The 18,594-nt window shown below is 61.3% G+C and carries 18 protein-coding genes; 5 read left to right on the top strand and 13 right to left on the bottom strand.

The annotated features are described in order from the left end of the window. Positions 1-34: 34 nt before the first annotated feature. Positions 35-580 (bottom strand): gamma-glutamylcyclotransferase, encoded by a 546-nt coding sequence (locus JAO82_RS03065; protein WP_198684880.1) that lies wholly within the window; start codon positions 578-580, stop codon positions 35-37. A 66-nt stretch (positions 581-646) separates the two neighbouring features. On the opposite strand from JAO82_RS03065, the gene JAO82_RS03060 reads away from it, so the two are divergent. Further along, positions 647-1,648 carry a DUF2125 domain-containing protein gene (locus tag JAO82_RS03060; RefSeq protein WP_198684879.1) on the top strand — a complete coding sequence of 334 codons (1,002 nt, stop codon included), beginning with the start codon at positions 647-649 and terminating at the stop codon, positions 1,646-1,648. A 64-nt stretch (positions 1,649-1,712) separates the two neighbouring features. Here JAO82_RS03060 and JAO82_RS03055 read toward each other — a convergent pair whose 3' ends face one another. The 5 genes from JAO82_RS03055 to JAO82_RS03035 all read right to left on the bottom strand — a co-directional run bounded on the left by JAO82_RS03055 (position 1,713) and on the right by JAO82_RS03035 (position 8,278). Beyond that, entirely contained in the window at positions 1,713-2,636 is a 924-nt protein-coding gene (locus tag JAO82_RS03055; protein ID WP_198684878.1) for a prephenate/arogenate dehydrogenase family protein, read from the bottom strand. Continuing rightward, positions 2,633-3,718 (bottom strand): histidinol-phosphate transaminase, encoded by a 1,086-nt coding sequence (hisC, locus tag JAO82_RS03050; RefSeq protein WP_198684877.1) that lies wholly within the window; start codon positions 3,716-3,718, stop codon positions 2,633-2,635. The genes JAO82_RS03055 and hisC overlap by 4 nt, the downstream gene beginning before the upstream one ends. A gap of 183 nt (positions 3,719-3,901) precedes the next feature. Continuing rightward, positions 3,902-4,522 (bottom strand): 30S ribosomal protein S4, encoded by a 621-nt coding sequence (gene rpsD / locus JAO82_RS03045; protein ID WP_198684876.1) that lies wholly within the window; start codon positions 4,520-4,522, stop codon positions 3,902-3,904. A gap of 135 nt (positions 4,523-4,657) precedes the next feature. Further along, positions 4,658-6,703 carry an oxidoreductase gene (locus JAO82_RS03040; RefSeq protein ID WP_198684875.1) on the bottom strand — a complete coding sequence of 682 codons (2,046 nt, stop codon included), beginning with the start codon at positions 6,701-6,703 and terminating at the stop codon, positions 4,658-4,660. Positions 6,704-6,712: 9 nt separating this feature from the next. After that, complete coding sequence (locus tag JAO82_RS03035; protein WP_198684874.1) at positions 6,713-8,278, bottom strand: trimethylamine methyltransferase family protein; 1,566 nt, start codon at positions 8,276-8,278, stop codon at positions 6,713-6,715. Between the two features lie 226 nt (positions 8,279-8,504). On the opposite strand from JAO82_RS03035, the gene xsc reads away from it, so the two are divergent. Further along, entirely contained in the window at positions 8,505-10,283 is a 1,779-nt protein-coding gene (xsc, locus tag JAO82_RS03030; RefSeq protein WP_198685216.1) for a sulfoacetaldehyde acetyltransferase, read from the top strand. Here xsc and fmt read toward each other — a convergent pair. Genes fmt through def (JAO82_RS03015) form a run of 3 tightly spaced genes read right to left on the bottom strand, consistent with a single transcriptional unit; the run spans position 10,280 to position 12,208 of the window. Next, entirely contained in the window at positions 10,280-11,191 is a 912-nt protein-coding gene (gene fmt, locus JAO82_RS03025) for a methionyl-tRNA formyltransferase (protein WP_198685217.1), read from the bottom strand. The two genes, xsc and fmt, sit on opposite strands and share 4 nt — an antisense overlap. A 2-nt stretch (positions 11,192-11,193) precedes the next feature. Then, positions 11,194-11,688 carry a peptide deformylase gene (def, locus tag JAO82_RS03020; RefSeq protein WP_198684873.1) on the bottom strand — a complete coding sequence of 165 codons (495 nt, stop codon included), beginning with the start codon at positions 11,686-11,688 and terminating at the stop codon, positions 11,194-11,196. Position 11,689: 1 nt separating this feature from the next. Next, positions 11,690-12,208 carry a peptide deformylase gene (def, locus tag JAO82_RS03015; RefSeq protein ID WP_198684872.1) on the bottom strand — a complete coding sequence of 173 codons (519 nt, stop codon included), beginning with the start codon at positions 12,206-12,208 and terminating at the stop codon, positions 11,690-11,692. Between the two features lie 93 nt (positions 12,209-12,301). On the opposite strand from def (JAO82_RS03015), the gene JAO82_RS03010 reads away from it, so the two are divergent. Continuing rightward, positions 12,302-13,474, top strand: coding sequence for a MalY/PatB family protein (locus JAO82_RS03010; protein WP_198684871.1), 1,173 nt, complete (start codon positions 12,302-12,304; stop codon positions 13,472-13,474). A gap of 15 nt (positions 13,475-13,489) precedes the next feature. Here the strand turns inward: JAO82_RS03010 and JAO82_RS03005 are convergent, their stop codons facing one another. Continuing rightward, entirely contained in the window at positions 13,490-13,840 is a 351-nt protein-coding gene (locus tag JAO82_RS03005; protein WP_198684870.1) for a hypothetical protein, read from the bottom strand. A 160-nt stretch (positions 13,841-14,000) separates the two neighbouring features. Here JAO82_RS03005 and JAO82_RS03000 point away from each other — a divergent pair, with 160 nt between their 5' ends. Beyond that, a complete protein-coding gene (locus JAO82_RS03000; protein ID WP_198684869.1) occupies positions 14,001-14,987 on the top strand; it encodes a glutathione S-transferase family protein in 987 nt (328 codons plus the stop codon). On the opposite strand, the gene JAO82_RS02995 is transcribed toward JAO82_RS03000, so the two are convergent. Continuing rightward, complete coding sequence (locus tag JAO82_RS02995) at positions 14,972-15,331, bottom strand: response regulator transcription factor (protein ID WP_198684868.1); 360 nt, start codon at positions 15,329-15,331, stop codon at positions 14,972-14,974. The genes JAO82_RS03000 and JAO82_RS02995 overlap by 16 nt on opposite strands. 230 nt (positions 15,332-15,561) lie before the next feature. Between JAO82_RS02995 and cbiB the strand changes: the two genes are divergently transcribed. Continuing rightward, the gene (gene cbiB / locus JAO82_RS02990; RefSeq protein WP_198684867.1) at positions 15,562-16,485 is read left to right on the top strand and encodes an adenosylcobinamide-phosphate synthase CbiB; all 924 of its coding nucleotides are present in this window, start codon (positions 15,562-15,564) and stop codon (positions 16,483-16,485) included. 10 nt (positions 16,486-16,495) lie between these two features. Here cbiB and JAO82_RS02985 read toward each other — a convergent pair whose 3' ends face one another. Beyond that, the gene (locus JAO82_RS02985) at positions 16,496-17,656 is read right to left on the bottom strand and encodes an alpha-D-ribose 1-methylphosphonate 5-triphosphate diphosphatase (protein ID WP_198684866.1); all 1,161 of its coding nucleotides are present in this window, start codon (positions 17,654-17,656) and stop codon (positions 16,496-16,498) included. Then, on the bottom strand, positions 17,653-18,432 hold the full coding sequence (locus tag JAO82_RS02980) for an alpha/beta fold hydrolase (RefSeq protein WP_198684865.1): 780 nt from the start codon (positions 18,430-18,432) through the stop codon (positions 17,653-17,655). The genes JAO82_RS02985 and JAO82_RS02980 overlap by 4 nt, the downstream gene beginning before the upstream one ends. Positions 18,433-18,594 lie beyond the last annotated feature (162 nt).

The raw sequence follows: 18,594 nt of genomic DNA, 5'->3' as shown, positions 1-18,594 counted from the left end.
TTTCTGCACGGGCAAAGCCTATCGAATACAATCCTCAAACGCCAAGTGTTTGTCCAGCAAGCCCACGCACCCGCTGGGTCAACCAGTCCAGATCGGGATCATGCAACCCAACTTCGGCCAGATGGTCGGCGGTGTTATACAGATATTCGGTGTTCGGGCCCATTTCGCCCACCGCGCGAGCGATGATATGGGCCTGGTCTTCAAGCGAGAGATCTTTGCAATATTGCTCATGCGTGGGGTCAATCACATATGTGACTGCGCCCACCTCGGTCCCATCCTCCAGCGTGATGGTGAGAACCCGCTCCAGATAGGCTGAAGAGATCAGTTCGCGCGCTCGCAGATACTCCAGCGTCTGCGCCTCCTGCCCCGGCGCAACGGCCAGCGCCATGCCGATGCAGGACACATCCGGTGCGGCATCAAGCGCAAGCACCAGCCCCGGTACCTCGGCTGTGCCGCGATGGTGGATCGAGCGCATGCAGAACGACCGGTGGTAGCCCGGCAAGGTCGCCACTACGCGCCGCGTAACTTTGAATCCCGGATTCCACAGCAGCGAGCCGTATCCGAACACCCACATCGTCATTGTTCTGGTCCTTGTTTCACGGCCCCTATAAACAGCAAATTAGGGGCAGGTGAAAGGGGGCAGCACATGAGGCGCGTGCTGAAAATCCTGATAATTCTGGGGTTGCTCTGGTCGGCCTGGTGGTATGGTGCGGGCTACATGATGCGCCGCAACATTGCCCACTGGTTTGACAAGCACGACGCTCAGGGCTGGCAAGCGGATTATGCCACGATGTCAACGTCAGGCTATCCGCTCCACTTATTCACGATGATCGACAAACCCGCTCTGGCTGATCCTGCCACTGGTCTTGCATGGCGGGCCGATTGGCTGCATCTGCAAGGCCCCGCGATCTGGCCCGGACGGCTGACCCTGCACTTCCCTGCCAGCGCGCAGCGGCTGTCCTGGCTCGACCAAACCACGGTGATCAATGCGCAGGATATGTCCGCGAATCTGCATTTGGCCCGCAGCCGCGCACTGGAGGTCGAGCGGATGGCGTTACAAACCGGTCCGTTGGAGGCAAGTAGCGAAGGGATCCCGCTGATCAGTGCCGAAAGCATCACGGCGATGATGGTCCAGACCGATATGCCCGAAACCTATGATGTCGAGATTAAAGCGACAGACTTTTCCACCGGTCCGCTGCTGCGGCGAACGCGCGGCCGCGCCGACAACCTGCCAGATACTCTCGGCACGCTCGACATCTCCATGCGCGTAGCATTCGACCGGCCTTGGGATCGCCGCGCTCTGGAAGAACGTCGCCCGCAACCCACCGCCATAGATTTGGCGCTGGCACTGCTCGATTGGGGGCCATTACGTCTGAAGGCCACAGGGCAAGTCACTGTTAACCGAGATGGAATCCCTCAGGGTCAGGTGACGATCAGAGCTGAAAACTGGCGCGACATGCTGGCTCTGGCGCAGGACAGCGGCGCGCTGTCGCCGCGCTCGGCTGCGACTTCAGAAAAGGTCCTGTCGCTGCTATCAAGTCTTGGCGCTAGCGGCGATACGTTGGATCTCAGCCTAGATCTGCGCAACGGAACCATTTATTTCGGCCTGTTGCCACTTGGCCCGGCACCATATCTGATACTGCGTTAAACGCCAAAACAGGTTCTGGCACAACCGGCAATGCCCCCGCACTCCAGAACCATCGCCAGCGATACTATTCTTTGGCCTTTGCGCGTCCGAAATCGGGCGCATCGGTATCCTGCCCCGCCTCGATGATGCCCCGGCGGATCGCGCGTGTGCGTGTAAAATATTCGTGCAGATGCTCACCATCACCGGTGCGGATCGCGCGTTGCAGGGCGAACAGCTCTTCCGTGAACCGGCCGAGTATCTCCAGCGTCGCATCTTTGTTGGACAGGAACACATCGCGCCACATGGTCGGGTCGCTGGCCGCAATCCGGGTGAAATCGCGAAACCCGGCGGCGGAATATTTGATCACTTCGCTGTCAGTCACCCGGCGCAGATCATCGGCGACACCCACCATCGTATAGGCGATCAGGTGCGGCGTGTGGCTGGTCACTGCCAATACCAGATCGTGGTGGTCCGGATCCATGATCTCGACATTTGCGCCCAGCAGTTCCCAGAAGGACTGCAACTGTGCGATGGGAGTTTCTGCCGTGCCATTGACCGGAACCACGAGACACCAACGGTTGTCAAACAGTTCGGCAAAGCCGCTCTCGGGGCCGGAATGTTCGGTCCCGGCCAGCGGATGCGCCGGAACGAAATGAACGTCGTCAGGCAATTGCGGCTCCACGGCAGTGATCACCGCCCGCTTGACCGAGCCCACGTCGCTGACCGTCGCCCCCGGCTTCAGCGCCGGCGCAATTTCCGCCGCGACCTGCCCCATGACGCCAACCGGCACGCAAAGCACCACCAGATCGGCCCCTTCGACCGCTGCCGCGGCACTGTCGCAGACGCGGTCACATAACCCGATCCGGCGCGCAGTGTCGCGGGTGGCCTGCGACCGGGCATAGCCCGTCACCTCCCCCACCACGCCGGCGCGTTTGATCGCCCAGTACATCGACGACGCAATCAGCCCCAGACCAATCAGCGCGACGCGGTTATAAATCGGGCCATTCACGCCACTATACCCTTGAAATTGGCCACCGCAGCAGCGACCCGGCGACAGGCGGGTTCGTCCCCGATGGTAATGCGCAGCGCGCTTGGCAAATTGTACCCCGACACCCGGCGCACGATCAGCCCTTGCGACTGCAAATAGTCGTCACAGGCTTCCGCCTCGGCCTGACTGGCAAAACGTGCCAGAATGAAATTGGCACAAGACCTGTCCGAGGGAACACCGACTTCGGCCAGCGCCGCGGCCAGCCAGTCACGCCAGCGCGCATTCTCGGCGCGGCACCATTTCGTATAATCCACATCGGCCAGCGCCGCCCGTGCGCCGTCAATCGCAGCGGTCGAAAGATTGAACGGCCCGCGCACCCGGTTCAACACGTCGATGATCGCTTTGGGCCCATAAGCCCAGCCGACGCGCAAGCCCCCCAACCCGTAAAGTTTCGAGAACGTGCGCGTCATCACCACGTTCTCACGTGCCGCGACCTGCGCCGCGCCACCGTCAAACCCCTCGACATATTCGGCGTAAGCTCCGTCCAGCACCAAAATCGCCTGCGGCGGAATGCTGTCTGCCAGTCGCGCCACCTCCTCCGCACCGATCATCGTGCCGGTCGGATTGTTCGGATTGGCAATGAACACCAACTTGGTCCGCTCGTTGCACCCGGCGATGAGCGCATCGATATCTGTGACCCGCTCACGCTCCCGAACCTCAACTGGTGTCGCCCCCGCAGCCTGCGCGCAGATTCGGTACATACCAAAGCCATGCTCGGTATGCAGCACCTCGTCGCCCGGCCCGGCATAGGCTTGACATAGAAAGGTGATGATCTCGTCGCTGCCCGCGCCACAGATGACCCGCTCAGGCTCCAACCCATGCGCCGCGCCAATCGCCGCGCGCAAATCCCCGTGATCGGAGGAAGGATAGCGATGCATCCGCGCCGCCGCCGCCTGCACCGCCGCAACCGCTTGCGGGCTGGGGCCAAAGGGGTTCTCGTTCGAAGATAGCTTGACCACATCGGCCACCCCGGCGACATGCGCTGCGCCGCCTTGGTAAAGCGCGATATCCATGATTCCGGGCTGCGGGGCGATCTTGTTCATGTCACGGACTCCTTGCCGGTATTCTCATACTCGGTGGAATGAGGCGTGGAAAGCGCTCCACACCAAGATAATCTGCTTCTTTCTGGTGGGAAATACCCCTGGGGCGTGGGGGCAGCGCCCCCACAATAAAAAGGCCGCGCAACCGCGCGGCCCTGTATCGTAAAGAAGGCGCGCCGAGGCGTATCAGTTCTTGGCGTAGAATTCGACGACCAAGCTTGGTTCCATGATCACCGGATAGGGCACGTCGCTCAGGCTCGGCGTGCGCACGAATGTGCAGGTCATCTTGGAGTGGTCCGCCTCGATGTAATCCGGCACGTCCCGCTCAGGCAGTTGGACGGCTTCCAACAGCGCGGCCATTTGCTTGGACTTGTCACGCACTTCAATCACGTCGCCCTCTTTCACTCGGTAGGAGGGAATGTTGACGCGCTTGCCGTTCACCTTGACATGGCCGTGGTTCACGAATTGGCGGGCGGCAAAGACGGTGGGCACGAACTTGGCACGGTAAACCACGGCGTCCAAACGGCGCTCGAGCAGACCGATCAGGTTCTCACCGGTATCGCCGCGCACGCGCTCAGCCTCGCCATAAATACGACGGAACTGCTTTTCGGTCAGGTCACCGTAATAGCCTTTGAGCTTCTGCTTGGCGCGCAGCTGAATGCCGAAATCGCTCAGCTTGCCCTTGCGGCGCTGGCCGTGGTGGCCGGGGCCGTATTCGCGACGGTTGACCGGGGACTTGGGGCGACCCCAGATATTTTCGCCCATGCGGCGGTCAATTTTATATTTGGCAGACGTGCGTTTGGTCACGGCTGATCTCCTTCCTTATGTGCCCGTGGGGCGTGAAGGGCGTTGTCCTTTGGCCGAAGCCCGACAGGTATCCCCTTGCGGGGGCCACCAACACCAATGAAGCCGCGCTTATATTGCTCATACCGGAGGAGTCAATCAGATATCCTTGACCAGCCGCAGCGCGTCATAGATTGCCGCATGGGTATTGCGGGCCGAGACTGCATCGCCAATCCGAAACAGTTGAAACCGGCCCTTCGGGTTGCGCCTGATGGTCTGCGCCCGCCCATCGATCAGCGCCTGTTGATCCACCCCACCCTTATTTTGCGCAAGCGGTCGCAGGTCAAAATAGAGGTCAGCCAATGGCAATGTGCCGTAATTCAACACGACTTGATCATATTGTGCCTGCTGGGTCAGATCGCTGTAATCGGTGCCGATTGTTGCGGACAGGCGGTTGCCACTGCGCGTCACATCCAGCAGCCGCCTTGTGACGGTAAATGTCACGTCTTTATCCTGCAGCGCGCGCATGTAAGGCACAAGATTCATCGCCATGATCTCGGGCGCCAAGGTCCGGTCCGGCGTCATCACTTCGACCTTAGACCCCGCAGCGGCGGCGACCTCGGCGGCCTGAAGCCCCGGATGATCGCCGCTTTCGTCGTAGATCAGCACATGCCCGGCGGGTTTCACAGCGCCGGAAATAATGTCCCAACTGGTGATGACATGCGCCGCCTCACCTTTCTGTTCGAACAGTTCGGTATTGGGCAGGCCGCCAGTGGCGATGATCACCACATCGGGGTTCTGTTCAATGACATCCGCTGCCTCGGCCCAGATGCCAAAACGGAATTCGACATCGCGCGCGGCACATTGCGCCATGCGCCAGTCGATGATGCCGATCATCTCGCGGCGGCGCGGGCTTTGCGCGGTCAGCCGCACCTGCCCGCCGGGATCTGCCGCGGCCTCGAATACGATCACCTGATGGCCGCGCTCGGCCGCCACGCGCGCCGCCTCCAACCCTGCCGGACCGGCACCGACAATCACCACCTTGCGGCGCCTAGGCGCGGCTGTAATTTCATGCGGCATCGTCAATTCGCGCCCGGTTGCGGCGTTGTGGATACATAGCGCATCGCCCGCCTGATAGATCCGGTCAAGGCAGTAGGTCGCGCCAACACAGGGGCGGATATCGTCCTCGCGCCGCTCAACGATCTTTCGCACAATATGTGGGTCCGCCATATGCGCGCGGGTCATCCCGACCATATCCAGAAGCCCCTCGGCCACCGCGTGACGCGCGGTCGCCACATCGGGGATGCGCGCGGCATGAAAGGTGGGCATGCCGGTCGCATTGCGCACTGCTCCCGCAAAATCCAGATGCGGCGCGCTTTTCATGCCCTGCACGGGAATCACATCGGTCAGTGCCGGGTCGGTGTGGATACGACCCCGGATCACATTCAAGAAATCAACCTTGCCCGACTCGGCAAAACGGCGGGAAATCTCGAGCCCTTCTTCGGCGCTCAGCCCGCCTTTCTGCGCCTCATCCGCCGTATAGCGAAAGCCGACGATGAACTGATGGCCAACGCGCTTGCGGATCGCTTCCAACACGTCCATCGGAAAGCGCAGCCGGTTTTCCAGCGTATCGGCCCCATAAGGGCCGCTCAGATCATTGGTCAGCGGCGACCAGAACTGGTCCAGCAGATGGCCATAGGCCTGGATCTCGATCCCGTCCATCCCGCCCGCCTGCATCCGCTCGGCGGCGTCGGCGAAATCCGACAGGATGCGGTCGATATCCCAGTCCTCGATCAATTTGGGAAAGGCACGGTGCGCCGGTTCGCGATGGCGCGAGGAAGAAACCGACGGCAACCAATCGCCTTTGTTCCAGCCGGTCCTACGGCCCAGATGGGTCAGCTGGATCATCACCGCGCAGCCATGTTCGTGGCAGGCATCGGTCAGGTTTCTGATCCACGGCACGACCTCGTCTTTATAGGCCAAAACATTGTTGAACACCGGCGGACTGTCGCGACTGACGGCAGCTGAACCGGCCGTCATTGCCAGCGCCACACCGGCCTTTGCGCGTTCGGCGTGATAGGCGGCGTAACGTTCTTTCGGCATGCCGTCTTCGGGATAGGCCGGTTCATGCGCGGTGGTCATGATCCGGTTCTTCAGGGTCAGATGTTTCAACTGAAACGGCTCCAAGAGCGGGTCTTTGGTCATCCTTCCGCCTCAATACCACGCGTCGGGCATCGACGTTTTTTTCTCAGTCATGAAATCCAGCAAGGCTGCGTCGATAGCGGGGTCAAGCGGCGGTGGCTCATAGGCCGCCAGAACCGCCTTCCAACGGGCATTGGCGCGGGTGGCGGCGTCAATCCCGCCCTGCTCGCTCCAGGTTTCCCACGGCTGATTGTCATCCAGCGCGCTGTCGTAATAGGCGGTCTTGTAATGGCGCAGCGTGTGGGCCGTGCCGAACAGATGCTGGCCCGGTCCCAGCTCGGCCAGCGCGTCAAAGCCCAGCGCATCGTCACTGGTATCCAGCCCGTTGAGATAGACATGCAGCGCGCCGCAGGCGTCGGTGTCCAGCATGAATTTTTCATAGGACATCGACAATAATCCGTCGAGAAACCCGGCAGAATGCAGCAGATAATTGGCGCCACATTGCACCGCCGACAGCATCGACATCATCGCCTGTTGCATCGCCTGCGCGTCGGGCAGTTTCGAGGTCGAGAAATTGCCGGCACAGCGCAGCGGCAAACTCAGGCGGCGCGCCAATTGTCCCATCACCAGCGAGCCCAGCGCCGGTTCTGCGGTGCCGAAGGTGGGCGAACCCGAGCGCAGCGACATGGTGCTGAGGAAACTGCCCAGCACCGCCGGCGCACCGGGGCGCACCAGTTGCGTCAGCGCACAAGAGGTCATCGATTCAGCCAGACATTGCGCCACCGCCCCCGCCATGGTCAGCGGCGACACCGCCCCGCCCAGCAAGAACGGCAGATGGATCGAGCCCTGCCCGGCAGCCGCATAGGTGCGAATGCCCCGCGTCGTGTTCCCGTCGAGCACCAGCGGCGAAGTTGTGTTGAAATTGCCCATGATGACGCAGTTTTCATCCACGAAATCCGCGCCGAACAGAATGCGGCACATCGCGATGCTGTCCGCAGCGCGCTCGGGCGCGGTGATCGACCCCAGAAACCCGCGATCAGAATAGCGGATATGGCTGTAAACCATGTCCAGATGCCGTTTGTTCACGGGAATATCAGTCGGCTCGCAAATGGTGCCGCCGGAATGGTGCAGCCAGGGGCTGGATTGGCCCAGCTTGATGAAGTTGCGGAAATCCTCGATCGTGCCGTAACGGCGGCCTTGATCCAAATCCATCACGAAGGGCGAGCCATAGGCAGGTGCAAAGACCACCGCATCACCGCCGATCTCGACATTATTGGCCGGATTGCGTGCGTGCTGGGTGAATGTTGCCGGCGCGGTTTTCAGGAGGTCGCGGATCAGCCCCGGTTCGAAGCGAATGTTCCAGACATCGGGACTTTGTTCCCTGACCGTCCCGCCTGCCGCGCGAAACAGATCGACGGTTTCGGGGTCTTCGCGGAACTCCATGCCGATTTCAGCCAGAATACGGTCGGCGGTCGCCTCGATCCGTTCAAGCGCCGGTTCGCCCAGAATGTCGTAGGTGGGGATGGCACGCCGGATGAACGGCACTTCAAGATGCGGATTGTCCCCGGATGAGGCCGAGCGTCTGGCCCCACTGCCGCGACGTCTGCCCCGCCTCGATGTGGTTGCATTCGCGGTCATGGACCCTCCCCCGCCGGTCATTACAGATGATGGTACAGCCCTCGCGCTTGGCCCACCTGCCAAGAAAGACCTTTTATCCGATGGTTACGACATCGCCCCCGAAACCCAACCGTAGGCAGGAGCCATGGCGAACGTGGGGAAGGCCCGAACGCGTCATCCCATATTGCCGGATGCAGTTGGCGGCGGTACACCGGTTTATACCGCTTGGCAGGAGGAGGACGTGTCGATGAAAATGACCACCGAAGAGGCATTCGTCAAAACGCTTCAACGCCACGGTATCGCACAGGCCTTCGGCATTATCGGCTCGGCCATGATGCCGGTGTCCGACCTGTTCCCCAAGGCCGGAATCACATTTTGGGACTGCGCACATGAAGGTAGCGCCGGGATGATGGCCGATGGCTATACCCGTGCCACCGGCAAAGTCTCGATGATGATCGCCCAGAACGGCCCCGGCATCACCAATTTTGTCACCGCCGTGAAAACCGCCTATTGGAACCACACACCGCTTTTGCTGGTGACACCGCAAGCGGCCAACAAGACCATCGGTCAGGGCGGTTTTCAGGAAGTTGAACAGATGGCCCTGTTCCGCGACATGGTGGCCTATCAGGAAGAGGTCCGCGACCCGTCGCGCATCGCCGAGACCTTGAACCGCGTGATCCTTCAGGCCCGCCGTGCCAGCGCGCCGGCACAGATCAACATACCCCGTGATTTCTGGACCCAAGTGATCGATATCGATCTGCCCGACGTCCTTGAATTCGAACGCCCGGCAGGAGGCGCGGCGGCGATTGCTGAAGCGGCGGCGCTACTAAGCGGCGCGCAAAACCCCGTCATCCTGAATGGCGCTGGCGTGGTCCTAGGAAACGCAATCCCCGCCAGCATGGCGCTGGCCGAGCGGCTGGATGCGCCGGTTTGCGTCGGTTATCAGCACAATGACGCCTTTCCCGGCTCGCATCCGCTATTCGCCGGGCCGCTGGGTTATAACGGCTCGAAAGCGGCTATGGAATTGATTTCACAGGCCGATGTGGTGCTGTGCCTTGGCACCCGGCTGAATCCGTTTTCCACCCTGCCCGGCTATGGTATCGACTATTGGCCCAAGGATGCGAAAATCATTCAGGTGGATATCAACCCCGACCGGATCGGCCTGACCAAACCGGTCACGGTCGGCATTGTCGGGGACGCAAAGAAAGTGGCCCAAAGCCTGCTCGCGCAACTGAATGACAGCGCTGGCGATGCCGGACGGGCAGAGCGCAAGGCGCGCATCGCTAAGGCGAAGTCGCGATGGGCACAGCAACTGTCCAGCATGGATCACGAGGCGGACGACCCCGGCACCGATTGGAACGAACGCGCCCGCATGGAAAAACCCGACTGGATGAGCCCCCGCATGGCCTGGCGCGCGATACAAGCGGCGCTTCCGCGAGAGGCGATCATTTCATCGGATATTGGCAACAACTGTGCCATCGGCAATGCCTATCCTTCGTTCGAGACCGGGCGCAAATATCTGGCACCGGGGTTATTTGGCCCCTGTGGTTATGGGTTGCCCGCGATCATCGGAGCCAAGATCGGCTGTCCCGATATGCCCGTGGTTGGCTTTGCAGGCGACGGGGCGTTTGGCATCTCGGTTAATGAACTGACCGCCATCGGACGCGCGGAATGGCCGGCGATCACCATGGTGGTGTTCCGCAACTATCAATGGGGCGCGGAAAAGCGCAATTCGACCCTGTGGTTCGATGATAATTTCGTCGGCACCGAACTGGATGAAGCTGTGTCTTATGCCGGAATCGCCAGAGCTTGCGGGCTAGAAGGGGTGCAGGCGCGCACCATGACAGAACTGACCGCGGCGCTGGATCAGGCGCTGAAAGACCAGAAGGCAGGTACAACCACGCTGATTGAGGCGATGATCAATCAGGAACTGGGCGAGCCTTTCCGCCGCGATGCGATGAAAAAGCCTGTGACCGTGGCCGGGATCAACCCGGACGACATGCGGCCGCAAGCGGTCTCCACCTAAAGCCGCGTCCCCTTCTCGATCCGCTGTCCACGCAGGAAGCTGGCACTATCCTGTGCGCCACGTCCGGCGCGTTGCAGGCGCGTTATCTCGATCGCGCCGCCGGAACAGGCGACCACCAGCGCATCGCCGGCTTGCAGCACCTCCCCCGGCGCGCCCTGCCCCGGCGCCAGACGCGAATGCAACAGCTTGACGCGCGCGCCGTCGATCTCGGTCCAGGCTCCGGGAAAAGGCGATAGGCCGCGAATGTGGCGATCCACGACTTCCGCCGGACGGTTCCAATCCACCCGCGCCTCGGATTTGTCGATCTTTACGGCATAGGTCACGCCGTCATCGGGCTGCGGATCCGGCGTCAGCCTGTCGATACGTTCCAGTGCTTGCACGATCAGCGCCGCGCCGTTTTCTGACAGACGGTCATGCAGCGTGCCGGTGGTATCCTCGGGAGCGATCGGCACCGGCTCACGCAACAGCACGGGACCGGTATCCAGCCCGGCGTCCATTTGCATGATGCAAATGCCGGTTTCGGGATCGCCCGCCATGATCGCCCGGTGAATCGGCGCCGCCCCGCGCCAGCGCGGCAGCAGGCTGGCATGGATATTCACGCACCCCTGCCGCGGCGCGTCCAGAATCGCCTGCGGCAAGATCAGCCCATAGGCGACGACGACCGCGACATCAGCGTTGAGGGCGGCAAAATCCGCCTGCACCTCGGGTGCCCGCAGCGAGACCGGATGGCGCACCTTCAGGCCCAGTTCTTCGGCGCGCTTTTGCACCGGGCTGGGCCGGTCCTTTTTTCCCCGCCCCGCCGGGCGCGGCGGCTGGCAATAGACGGCGGCGATCTGATGCCCTGCATCGACCAGCGCCTGCAGCACCGGCACCGAAAAATCGGGCGTTCCCATGAAAGCCACGCGCATGGTCATGATAGCTTGCGCGCCCGGCGCAGCAGCATATCGCGCTTCACCTTGGATAGGCGGTCGAAATACATCCGCCCCGCCAAGTGGTCGATCTGGTGCTGAACACTGGTGGCCTCAATCTCGACGAAATCCCGCTCGGTCGGTGCGCCGCTCTCGTCCAGATAGCGCACCGTAACGGCGCGGGGGCGCTCTATCACTGCCGAAACACCGGGCAAACACGGGCTGGCTTCTTCATGTTCGCGCAACTTGACCGAAGCGTGCAGGATCTCCGGATTGGCCAATCGCACCGCGCCGCCGCGTGCCGGAGATGTCGCAACCACCGCCAGCCGCAATCCGACACCGATTTGCGGCGCCGCCAGCCCGACGCCGGGCATAGCCTCCATCGTGTCGACCATGTCGTCCCAAATCGCACGCACCTCAGAGTCTACCGTCGCTACTTCGCCAGCAGGAACGCGCAAGCGCCGGTCGGGCCAGCGCAGGATTGGCTGCACCGCCATCTTAGGCGCGCGCCTTTTCGCGTTTCAGCTTCTGCATCCGCCGGGTGATCATCTGGCGCTTCATCGGCGTGAGATAATCGATGAACAGCTTGCCGTTCAGATGGTCGATCTCATGCTGCACACAGGTCGCCCACAAGCCGTCGAACCCCGCCTTCTGCAGTTTCCCGTCGCGGTCGATCCAAGACACTTCCACCTCGGAGGGGCGGGTGATCTCGGCATATTGGTCAGGAATCGACAGGCACCCTTCTTCATAGCTGTTGGTCGCCTCCGAAACTGCCGTGATCTCGGGGTTGAACATGATCATAGGCTGCGGTGGCGCGCCCTCTTCCTTGACGCAATCCAACACGATCAGCCGCGCCAGCACGCCAACCTGCGGAGCCGCCAGACCGATGCCGGGGGCGTCATACATGGTTACCAGCATATCATCGGCCAATTGACGCAGATCATCGTCAAGATCGGCCACGGGGGCGCAGACCTTTTTCAGGCGTGGGTCGGGATGGATTAGGATCGGGCGTTTCATATCTCTGATTTAGGAGATCGCGGCGCGCGCTGCAACGCCTCTTGCGCCGCTCTGACATTGCGCTAGCCTGCGCCGCGATCAAAGGAGACTGCCATGGATTTCGACACGCCCATCGACCGGCGCGGCACCCACAGCACCAAATGGGACAAGATGGAGGCGCTTTACGGCGTGTCGCCCGACGATGGGCTGGCCATGTGGGTGGCCGACATGGATTTCCGCGCGCCCAAAACCGTGCGCGACGCCCTGCGCCAACAGGCTGATTTGGGGGTCTTTGGTTATGCCGACCTCGAATCCCCCTATCGCGATGCGATCTGCTGGTGGATGGAGCAACGCCATGGCTGGCAGGTTGACCCCAAGGCGATCTTCACCACCACGGGATTGGTGAATGGCGTTGCCTTGTGCCTTGACACCTATACCGATCCCGGCGATGGGATTGTGCTGTTTACACCGGTTTATCATGCATTTGCCCGGGTCATCAAAGGCGCAGGGCGCAAGGTGGTGGAATGTCCGCTGGTCAATAATGCCGGGCGCTACGAGATGGATTTCGCCGCCTACGATGCGCAAATGACCGGAGCCGAGCGCATGGTGATCCTGTGCTCACCGCACAATCCGGGCGGAACGGTGTGGACCCGCGACGAATTGCAGGGGCTGGCCGATTTCGCGCGCCGTCATGATCTGATTCTGCTGTCGGACGAGATCCATCATGATCTGGTCTTTCCCGGGCAGACCCATATTCCGATGACGAACGTGGACGCGTCGGTTCATGACCGGCTGTTAATGCTCAGCGCCCCCTCCAAGACCTTCAACATCGCCGGATTGCACACCGGCAATGTGATCATTCCTGACCCGGACCTACGCAAACGATTCGCTGCGCGGATGAGCGCGCTCAGTCTTGCGCCCAATACGCTGGGCCAGATTGCGGCCACTGCCGCCTATTCGCCAGAGGGGGCCGAATGGGTTGATGCGCTGATGGACTATCTTGATGGCAACCGGCAGATTTTTGACGCGGCGATTGCAGATATTCCGGGGCTCACCTCGATGCGGCTGGAATCGACCTTTCTGGCCTGGGTCGATTTTTCGGCCACCGGAATGCAGCCCGCCGAGTTCATCGCCCGCGTCGAGCGCGATGCCGGTATCGCCGCCAATCACGGCGACACCTTCGGAAGCGGCGGCGAGACGTTCCTGCGCTTTAACATCGGCACGCAGCGCACGCGGGTCGAACAGGCCGCCGAGCGTCTGCGCGCGGCCTTCGCAGATCTGCAATGACCGGCCGCAGCGCGCTTATTCGTGCGTCAACAATCCTACCGGCGCATCCGGATCGCTATAGAAATCCAGCGCGGCAGCGTCAGCAATGGCGGTGTTGCGCTTGAATTCATAGCGCATTTCGCCAGCTTCGGCATCGCTGGCCACGATCAGGCACTGATATAGATGCTTGCCGCCTCCATAGAGATCGACCAGACCGCGCAGCTTTGGCGTTGTGGCGTCTTCAACTGCGAATCCTTCGCGCCACAGCCGCAGCACCGGATAGAACTCATCGCCCACTTGCACGCGCAGGCGGCTGGTTTTCTTCAGGGTCGCAAGCCGCGCCTCCCACAGCCCCTCTTGCAATTCCTTTGGCAGATAGGTCGTCATTTCGCACCCTCCCCTGTGGCCGACTAAGGAAAGAGTGACGCATCTCCGGTTTTAATCAAGCACCATTTTGCATGATAGCGCCACTGCGCCGCAAGACTGGGCAATCGTGCCACGCTGTCTTAGCTTGCCAACCATAGACGGCAAAAAAGGAGGGCACGACATGGGTTTGCTGATCGACGGCATATGGCAAGACCAATTGGATAACACCGAAAAAACGGGGGGCGCCTTCAAGCGTGAACAGGCGCAGTTTCGCAACTGGATCACTGCCGATGGCGCGCCGGGACCAACGGGAACGGGCGGTTTTGCCGCAGAGTCGGGGCGCTATCATCTCTACGTTAGTCTTGCCTGCCCCTGGGCGCATCGCACATTGATCTGCCGCCGCCTCAAGGGGCTGGCCGAGCATATCGGGGTCTCGGTGGTGCATCCCGATTTGCTGGGCGAGGGCTGGACCTTCCGCACCGATTTTCCGGGCGCAACCGGCGACAGCCTATACGCAAGCAACTATTTGCGCGACATCTATCTGCGGGCGAAACCCGATATGACGGGGCGCGTCACCGTACCGGTCCTGTGGGACAAGGAAACGAACACCATCGTTTCCAATGAAAGCTCCGAGATCATCCGCATGTTCAATGCGGCCTTTGACGATATCACAGGCAATAGCGACGATTACTGGCCCGCCCAGCTGCGCGCCGCCATCGAAAGCGTGAATGAGCGCGTTTACGACACCGTCAACAACGGCGTTTACAAGGCCGGGTTCGCCACCACGCAAGAGGCCTATGACGCGCCAGTACATGTGCTGTTCGACAGTCTCGACTGGCTCGAGCACATCCTGTCAGAAAACCGCTATCTGACCGGCCCGCGCCTGACCGAGGCCGACTGGCGCCTGTTCACAACGCTGGTGCGGTTTGATTCCGCCTATCACACTCATTTCAAGTGCAACCGGAAACGGCTGACCGACTATCCCAATCTGTGGGGTTTTACCCGGGAATTATATCAAATGCCGGGCGTGGCCGAGACCGTCGATCTCCAACATATCGTGCGGCACTATCATCACAGCCATGACACCATCAATCCACACCGCATCATTCCGATCAACCCGGTGATCGATTTTGACGCGCCGCATGGGCGCGATCAGCGCGCGGCGTAATGTTTGACCATCGCGGCCAAGTCTTCGGGCGGAGTCTCGCTCTGGACATAGGCGCAAGCATTGGCGAAATGGGCGAAGATCGATCCGTCGGAAAAAAAGGTCGTGTTGGTGACAAAGATCACCCGCGCACCGGGGCGCCGATAGCTGGCGAAATCCGCCACCGCCAGCGCGCTGCCCTCCTCAAGCACCAGATCCAGAACGATGATCTGGAAATCGCCTTTATAAAGCGCCTGAATCGCGTTTTCCTGGTTGTGCACAAGTGTGACTTGCGCCCCTTGCCGTTCAAGGTGACGTTGCCATAAGCGGCCCAGTTCGGGTTCGCTTTCCACAATTAGAACTTGCATTGATCCACCGGACTCATATTGCGAAATCGACTGAGCGTCTCTCATCCTTTATGTGTGATGTGCCGAAAGTGTTAACAAACCTTAAACGCGAGAAAGATACATCTTAGACGTGTGCAATCCTTATAAACTCAGCGACAACGCGCTTGAAACAGGCCAGCTTGGCGGGTGCCGATTATCATCACAAGCTCTTTGACCCTGCCTACCCTTAAAATGCCAGGCAACAGTTCCGAATGACACATTCCCTGATTCTCGTGATAGCACTTATGCTGGACGCCGCCCTCGGCGAGCCACGATGGCTTTGGTCCCGCGCTCCGCATCCGGCGGTCTTGATGGGCCGGGCGGTGGCCGCGCTGGATCGCCACTTGAACCGCGGCAAATATTTGCGCGTTATGGGGGTCTTGACGGCGGGCGTCTTGATGGGCGCAGCGCTGGCGGTGGGGTGGACTCTCTCACTTGCCGGGCCGCTGGTCGAGACAGTCATCGCCGCAATGCTATTGGCACAACGCTCGTTGGTGCAGCATGTGCAAGACGTGAGCGCCGGATTGCGGCTGTCGACGGGTGACGGGCGCGTGATGGTGACGCGAATCGTCAGCCGGGACTGCCAACATATGGATGCATCGCAAGTGGCACGCGCCGCGATCGAAAGCGCTGCCGAAAACCTATCCGACGGGGTGGTTGCGCCGGCCTTCTGGTTCCTCGTCGGTGGGCTGCCGGGGATGTTAATTTATAAGGCAATCAACACCGCCGACAGCATGATCGGCTATCGCACGCCACGCCATGAACGTTTTGGTTGGGCGGCGGCACGGCTTGACGACCTGTTGAACCTGATCCCGGCGCGGCTAACCGGCCTGATCCTCGCGGCGCTTTCAGGTCAGATGCGGGAGTGGCCCGCCATCGTCAAGGACGCGCGTGCGCACCGCTCGCCCAATGCAGGCTGGCCCGAGGCCGCTATAGCCCGCGCGCTAGATGTCGCGCTGGCCGGTCCCCGCGGCTATCATGGCACCATGCTGGCACTGCCTTGGGTCAATCATCGCGGGCGCCACGATATTGGCCCGGACGAGATCGACGCCGCCGTGGTCATGCTCTGGCGGCTCTGGGCGGTTCTGCTCTTCCTGACGCTGGGGGTGGCCGGATTGAGCCTGTTCCGGGTGTGAGGCCACGCGATCAGGGGCCGACCGCCATAAACCGCGCCCCGATGGCACCGGAAAGATAGGTGAAGGTGCCGGCCGCCATCACCGCCGCGACACGACCGGTTGCGGCATCCAAAATCGCAAGATCAGCGCGCATTCCCGGCAGCAACGCGCCCCGGTCCTGCAGCCCCAGCACCTGCGCCGGACCCGACGAGACCAGCCCCCAAGCTGTCTCGAAATCGCAAATGCCACGCTCTACCAGCAGCAGCGCCGCGCGCCGGGGCGATGGATAGTGATAATCCGACGCCAGCGCGTCGCACAATCCGTGTTCGATCAGATCCTGCGCGCTGACATTGGAGTTATGCGACCCACCCCGCACCACATTCGGCGCGCCCAAAATGATCGAGTCGCCCCCCTCACGCGCTGCCGTCGCCGCCTCGACAGTCTCGGGGAACTCGGAGATGCGCACGCCGCGTGCGCTCCAGTCGTTACGCCCCTGCGCAGTGGTATCATCATGGCTGCCCATGTGAACGCCTTGGACGGCGAGAATTTTCGTCAACCGATCCAGCGCCGCCGGAACCTCGGAGCGCTGCGCGTGCATGCGCTGCATCAGTTCCAGATGGCGCTCGGGGTTGCGCCCGGCCCGCAACGCCTGACCGGCCAGCCGCGGTGGCTTGCGCCCGTCGGCCAGCCTTGCATGGGGCAGATGATCGTTGAACACCAGATAATGCACCCCCCACTCTTGCAACAATTGCGGCAGGCGCTGGTAATCCCCGAGCAAATGTATCTCGAAGCGTAGTTGCGGGATCAGATCGGTGGCAAGGTCGCCCCGCACCCGGGCAATGGCCCGCATGACACGGTCGGCAAATTCAGGGCTGCGCACCCCGCCTTCCCAACTGTGGAACTGCGCCAATACTGCCGTGGTGATCCCGTTGACGGCCAATTCCGCCTCGGTTGCGATGACCCCGTCGGCAGCGTCTTTCACTGCGCCACGGCGCGACGCGACGTGGCGCTCGAACCCGTCACCATGCAGATCGACGATTCCCGGTACAATGCGATAACCGCTCAGGTCGACCGCCCGTCCAGAGCTGTGGGACGTTATGACACCTTCAGCCAGCGACAGCCGGGTGCGCACCAGCCCGGCACCGGGCAGCAGGACCTCGGCGCCCTCCAGATCCAACGCAAGCGCACTCATTGCGCACCCCCCATCCGGGCTTTTGATGAGCATTCATCTTCGCCCGGCGCACAGTTCGTATTAACACGGCCAAACAGCGCATCCAGCCAGGAGATGTCAGGGTTGAAACGTCCGTTCTCGATAAAATAGACGGCTTCTGCGATCACGCGAGGGTTGTTCATCATGAAAGTATGGGTCACCGGTAGCGTGATGTGATCGGTCATGCCCTCAACAAAGGTCGAGGCGACCGAAACCTTGCCGTCATCCTGCCCATCTATCATCGAGGAAAACACCGGGTTTAGGGACATAGTGCCGGCAATTACCCCCAACGGGAAATCCACCGGTGGCAGGTTCAATGGCACACTTTCAGGCCCGGTGCCCAATTGCATGCCCGCCGGGCCGTGCAACAGGCCGAACACCTCCCAATCGCCAAGGCGGTCAACCAACTGGCTGCCCTGATTGGGCGGCCCCAGCATCACCACCCGGCCCAAGTAATCCGGGCTCTGATCGCGCAGCCAGAGCCGGATCAAGATGCCACCCATCGAGTGACTGACGAAATGCACCGGCGCGCTTCGACACTGAGACACGGCGGCAGGCAGCGTTTGTTCGGCGAGATCGGGAATCGGTAGATCGGTCGAAGGATAACTTGGCCGGACCACTTGATAGCCGCGTGCTTCCAGGACTTGTTCCATGATGGCAAAGGACGTGTCTGTGCGTGCCAAACCATGCAACAGCACAACGCAATCGGCCCGCGCGACGACGGGCCAAAGCAGAAATATCGGAAACAGCCACTTCATGCCGGCCAGATAAACCTTCTGCGCGGTGAGGGGAAGATGGCAGAGTGATCGCTCCGGCAACACTTTATAGAACGGTGAGTACCTCGGGCACGTTTTTCTAATCAGCTCAACTCACAAAAAAGGGGCCGCCCGGCAAGGGCGACCCCGAATTTTGGCGGTGTG

Source organism: Pontibaca salina, assembly GCF_016307205.1.
Lineage (GTDB): Bacteria > Pseudomonadota > Alphaproteobacteria > Rhodobacterales > Rhodobacteraceae > Pontibaca > Pontibaca salina.
The sequence above is the reverse complement of the archived record's forward strand: the minus strand, read 5'-3'. Positions and strand labels throughout refer to the sequence as shown.

Excerpts from the sequence above, each read along its gene's own strand:
- JAO82_RS02980 (WP_198684865.1), bottom strand. The coding sequence starts at position 18,432 with ATGAAGTGGCTGTTTCCGATATTTCTGCTTTGGCCCGTCGTCGCGCGG.
- JAO82_RS03000 (WP_198684869.1), top strand. The coding sequence starts at position 14,001 with ATGGGTTTGCTGATCGACGGCATATGGCAAGACCAATTGGATAACACC.
- JAO82_RS02985 (WP_198684866.1), bottom strand. The coding sequence starts at position 17,656 with ATGAGTGCGCTTGCGTTGGATCTGGAGGGCGCCGAGGTCCTGCTGCCC.
- JAO82_RS03060 (WP_198684879.1), top strand. The coding sequence starts at position 647 with ATGAGGCGCGTGCTGAAAATCCTGATAATTCTGGGGTTGCTCTGGTCG.
- JAO82_RS03010 (WP_198684871.1), top strand. The coding sequence starts at position 12,302 with ATGGATTTCGACACGCCCATCGACCGGCGCGGCACCCACAGCACCAAA.
- JAO82_RS03035 (WP_198684874.1), bottom strand. The coding sequence starts at position 8,278 with ATGACCGCGAATGCAACCACATCGAGGCGGGGCAGACGTCGCGGCAGT.
- JAO82_RS02995 (WP_198684868.1), bottom strand. The coding sequence starts at position 15,331 with ATGCAAGTTCTAATTGTGGAAAGCGAACCCGAACTGGGCCGCTTATGG.
- JAO82_RS03065 (WP_198684880.1), bottom strand. The coding sequence starts at position 580 with ATGACGATGTGGGTGTTCGGATACGGCTCGCTGCTGTGGAATCCGGGA.
- fmt (WP_198685217.1), bottom strand. The coding sequence starts at position 11,191 with ATGCGCGTGGCTTTCATGGGAACGCCCGATTTTTCGGTGCCGGTGCTG.
- def (WP_198684873.1), bottom strand. The coding sequence starts at position 11,688 with ATGGCGGTGCAGCCAATCCTGCGCTGGCCCGACCGGCGCTTGCGCGTT.
- cbiB (WP_198684867.1), top strand. The coding sequence starts at position 15,562 with ATGACACATTCCCTGATTCTCGTGATAGCACTTATGCTGGACGCCGCC.
- JAO82_RS03040 (WP_198684875.1), bottom strand. The coding sequence starts at position 6,703 with ATGACCAAAGACCCGCTCTTGGAGCCGTTTCAGTTGAAACATCTGACC.
- xsc (WP_198685216.1), top strand. The coding sequence starts at position 8,505 with ATGAAAATGACCACCGAAGAGGCATTCGTCAAAACGCTTCAACGCCAC.
- def (WP_198684872.1), bottom strand. The coding sequence starts at position 12,208 with ATGAAACGCCCGATCCTAATCCATCCCGACCCACGCCTGAAAAAGGTC.
- hisC (WP_198684877.1), bottom strand. The coding sequence starts at position 3,718 with ATGAACAAGATCGCCCCGCAGCCCGGAATCATGGATATCGCGCTTTAC.
- JAO82_RS03005 (WP_198684870.1), bottom strand. The coding sequence starts at position 13,840 with ATGACGACCTATCTGCCAAAGGAATTGCAAGAGGGGCTGTGGGAGGCG.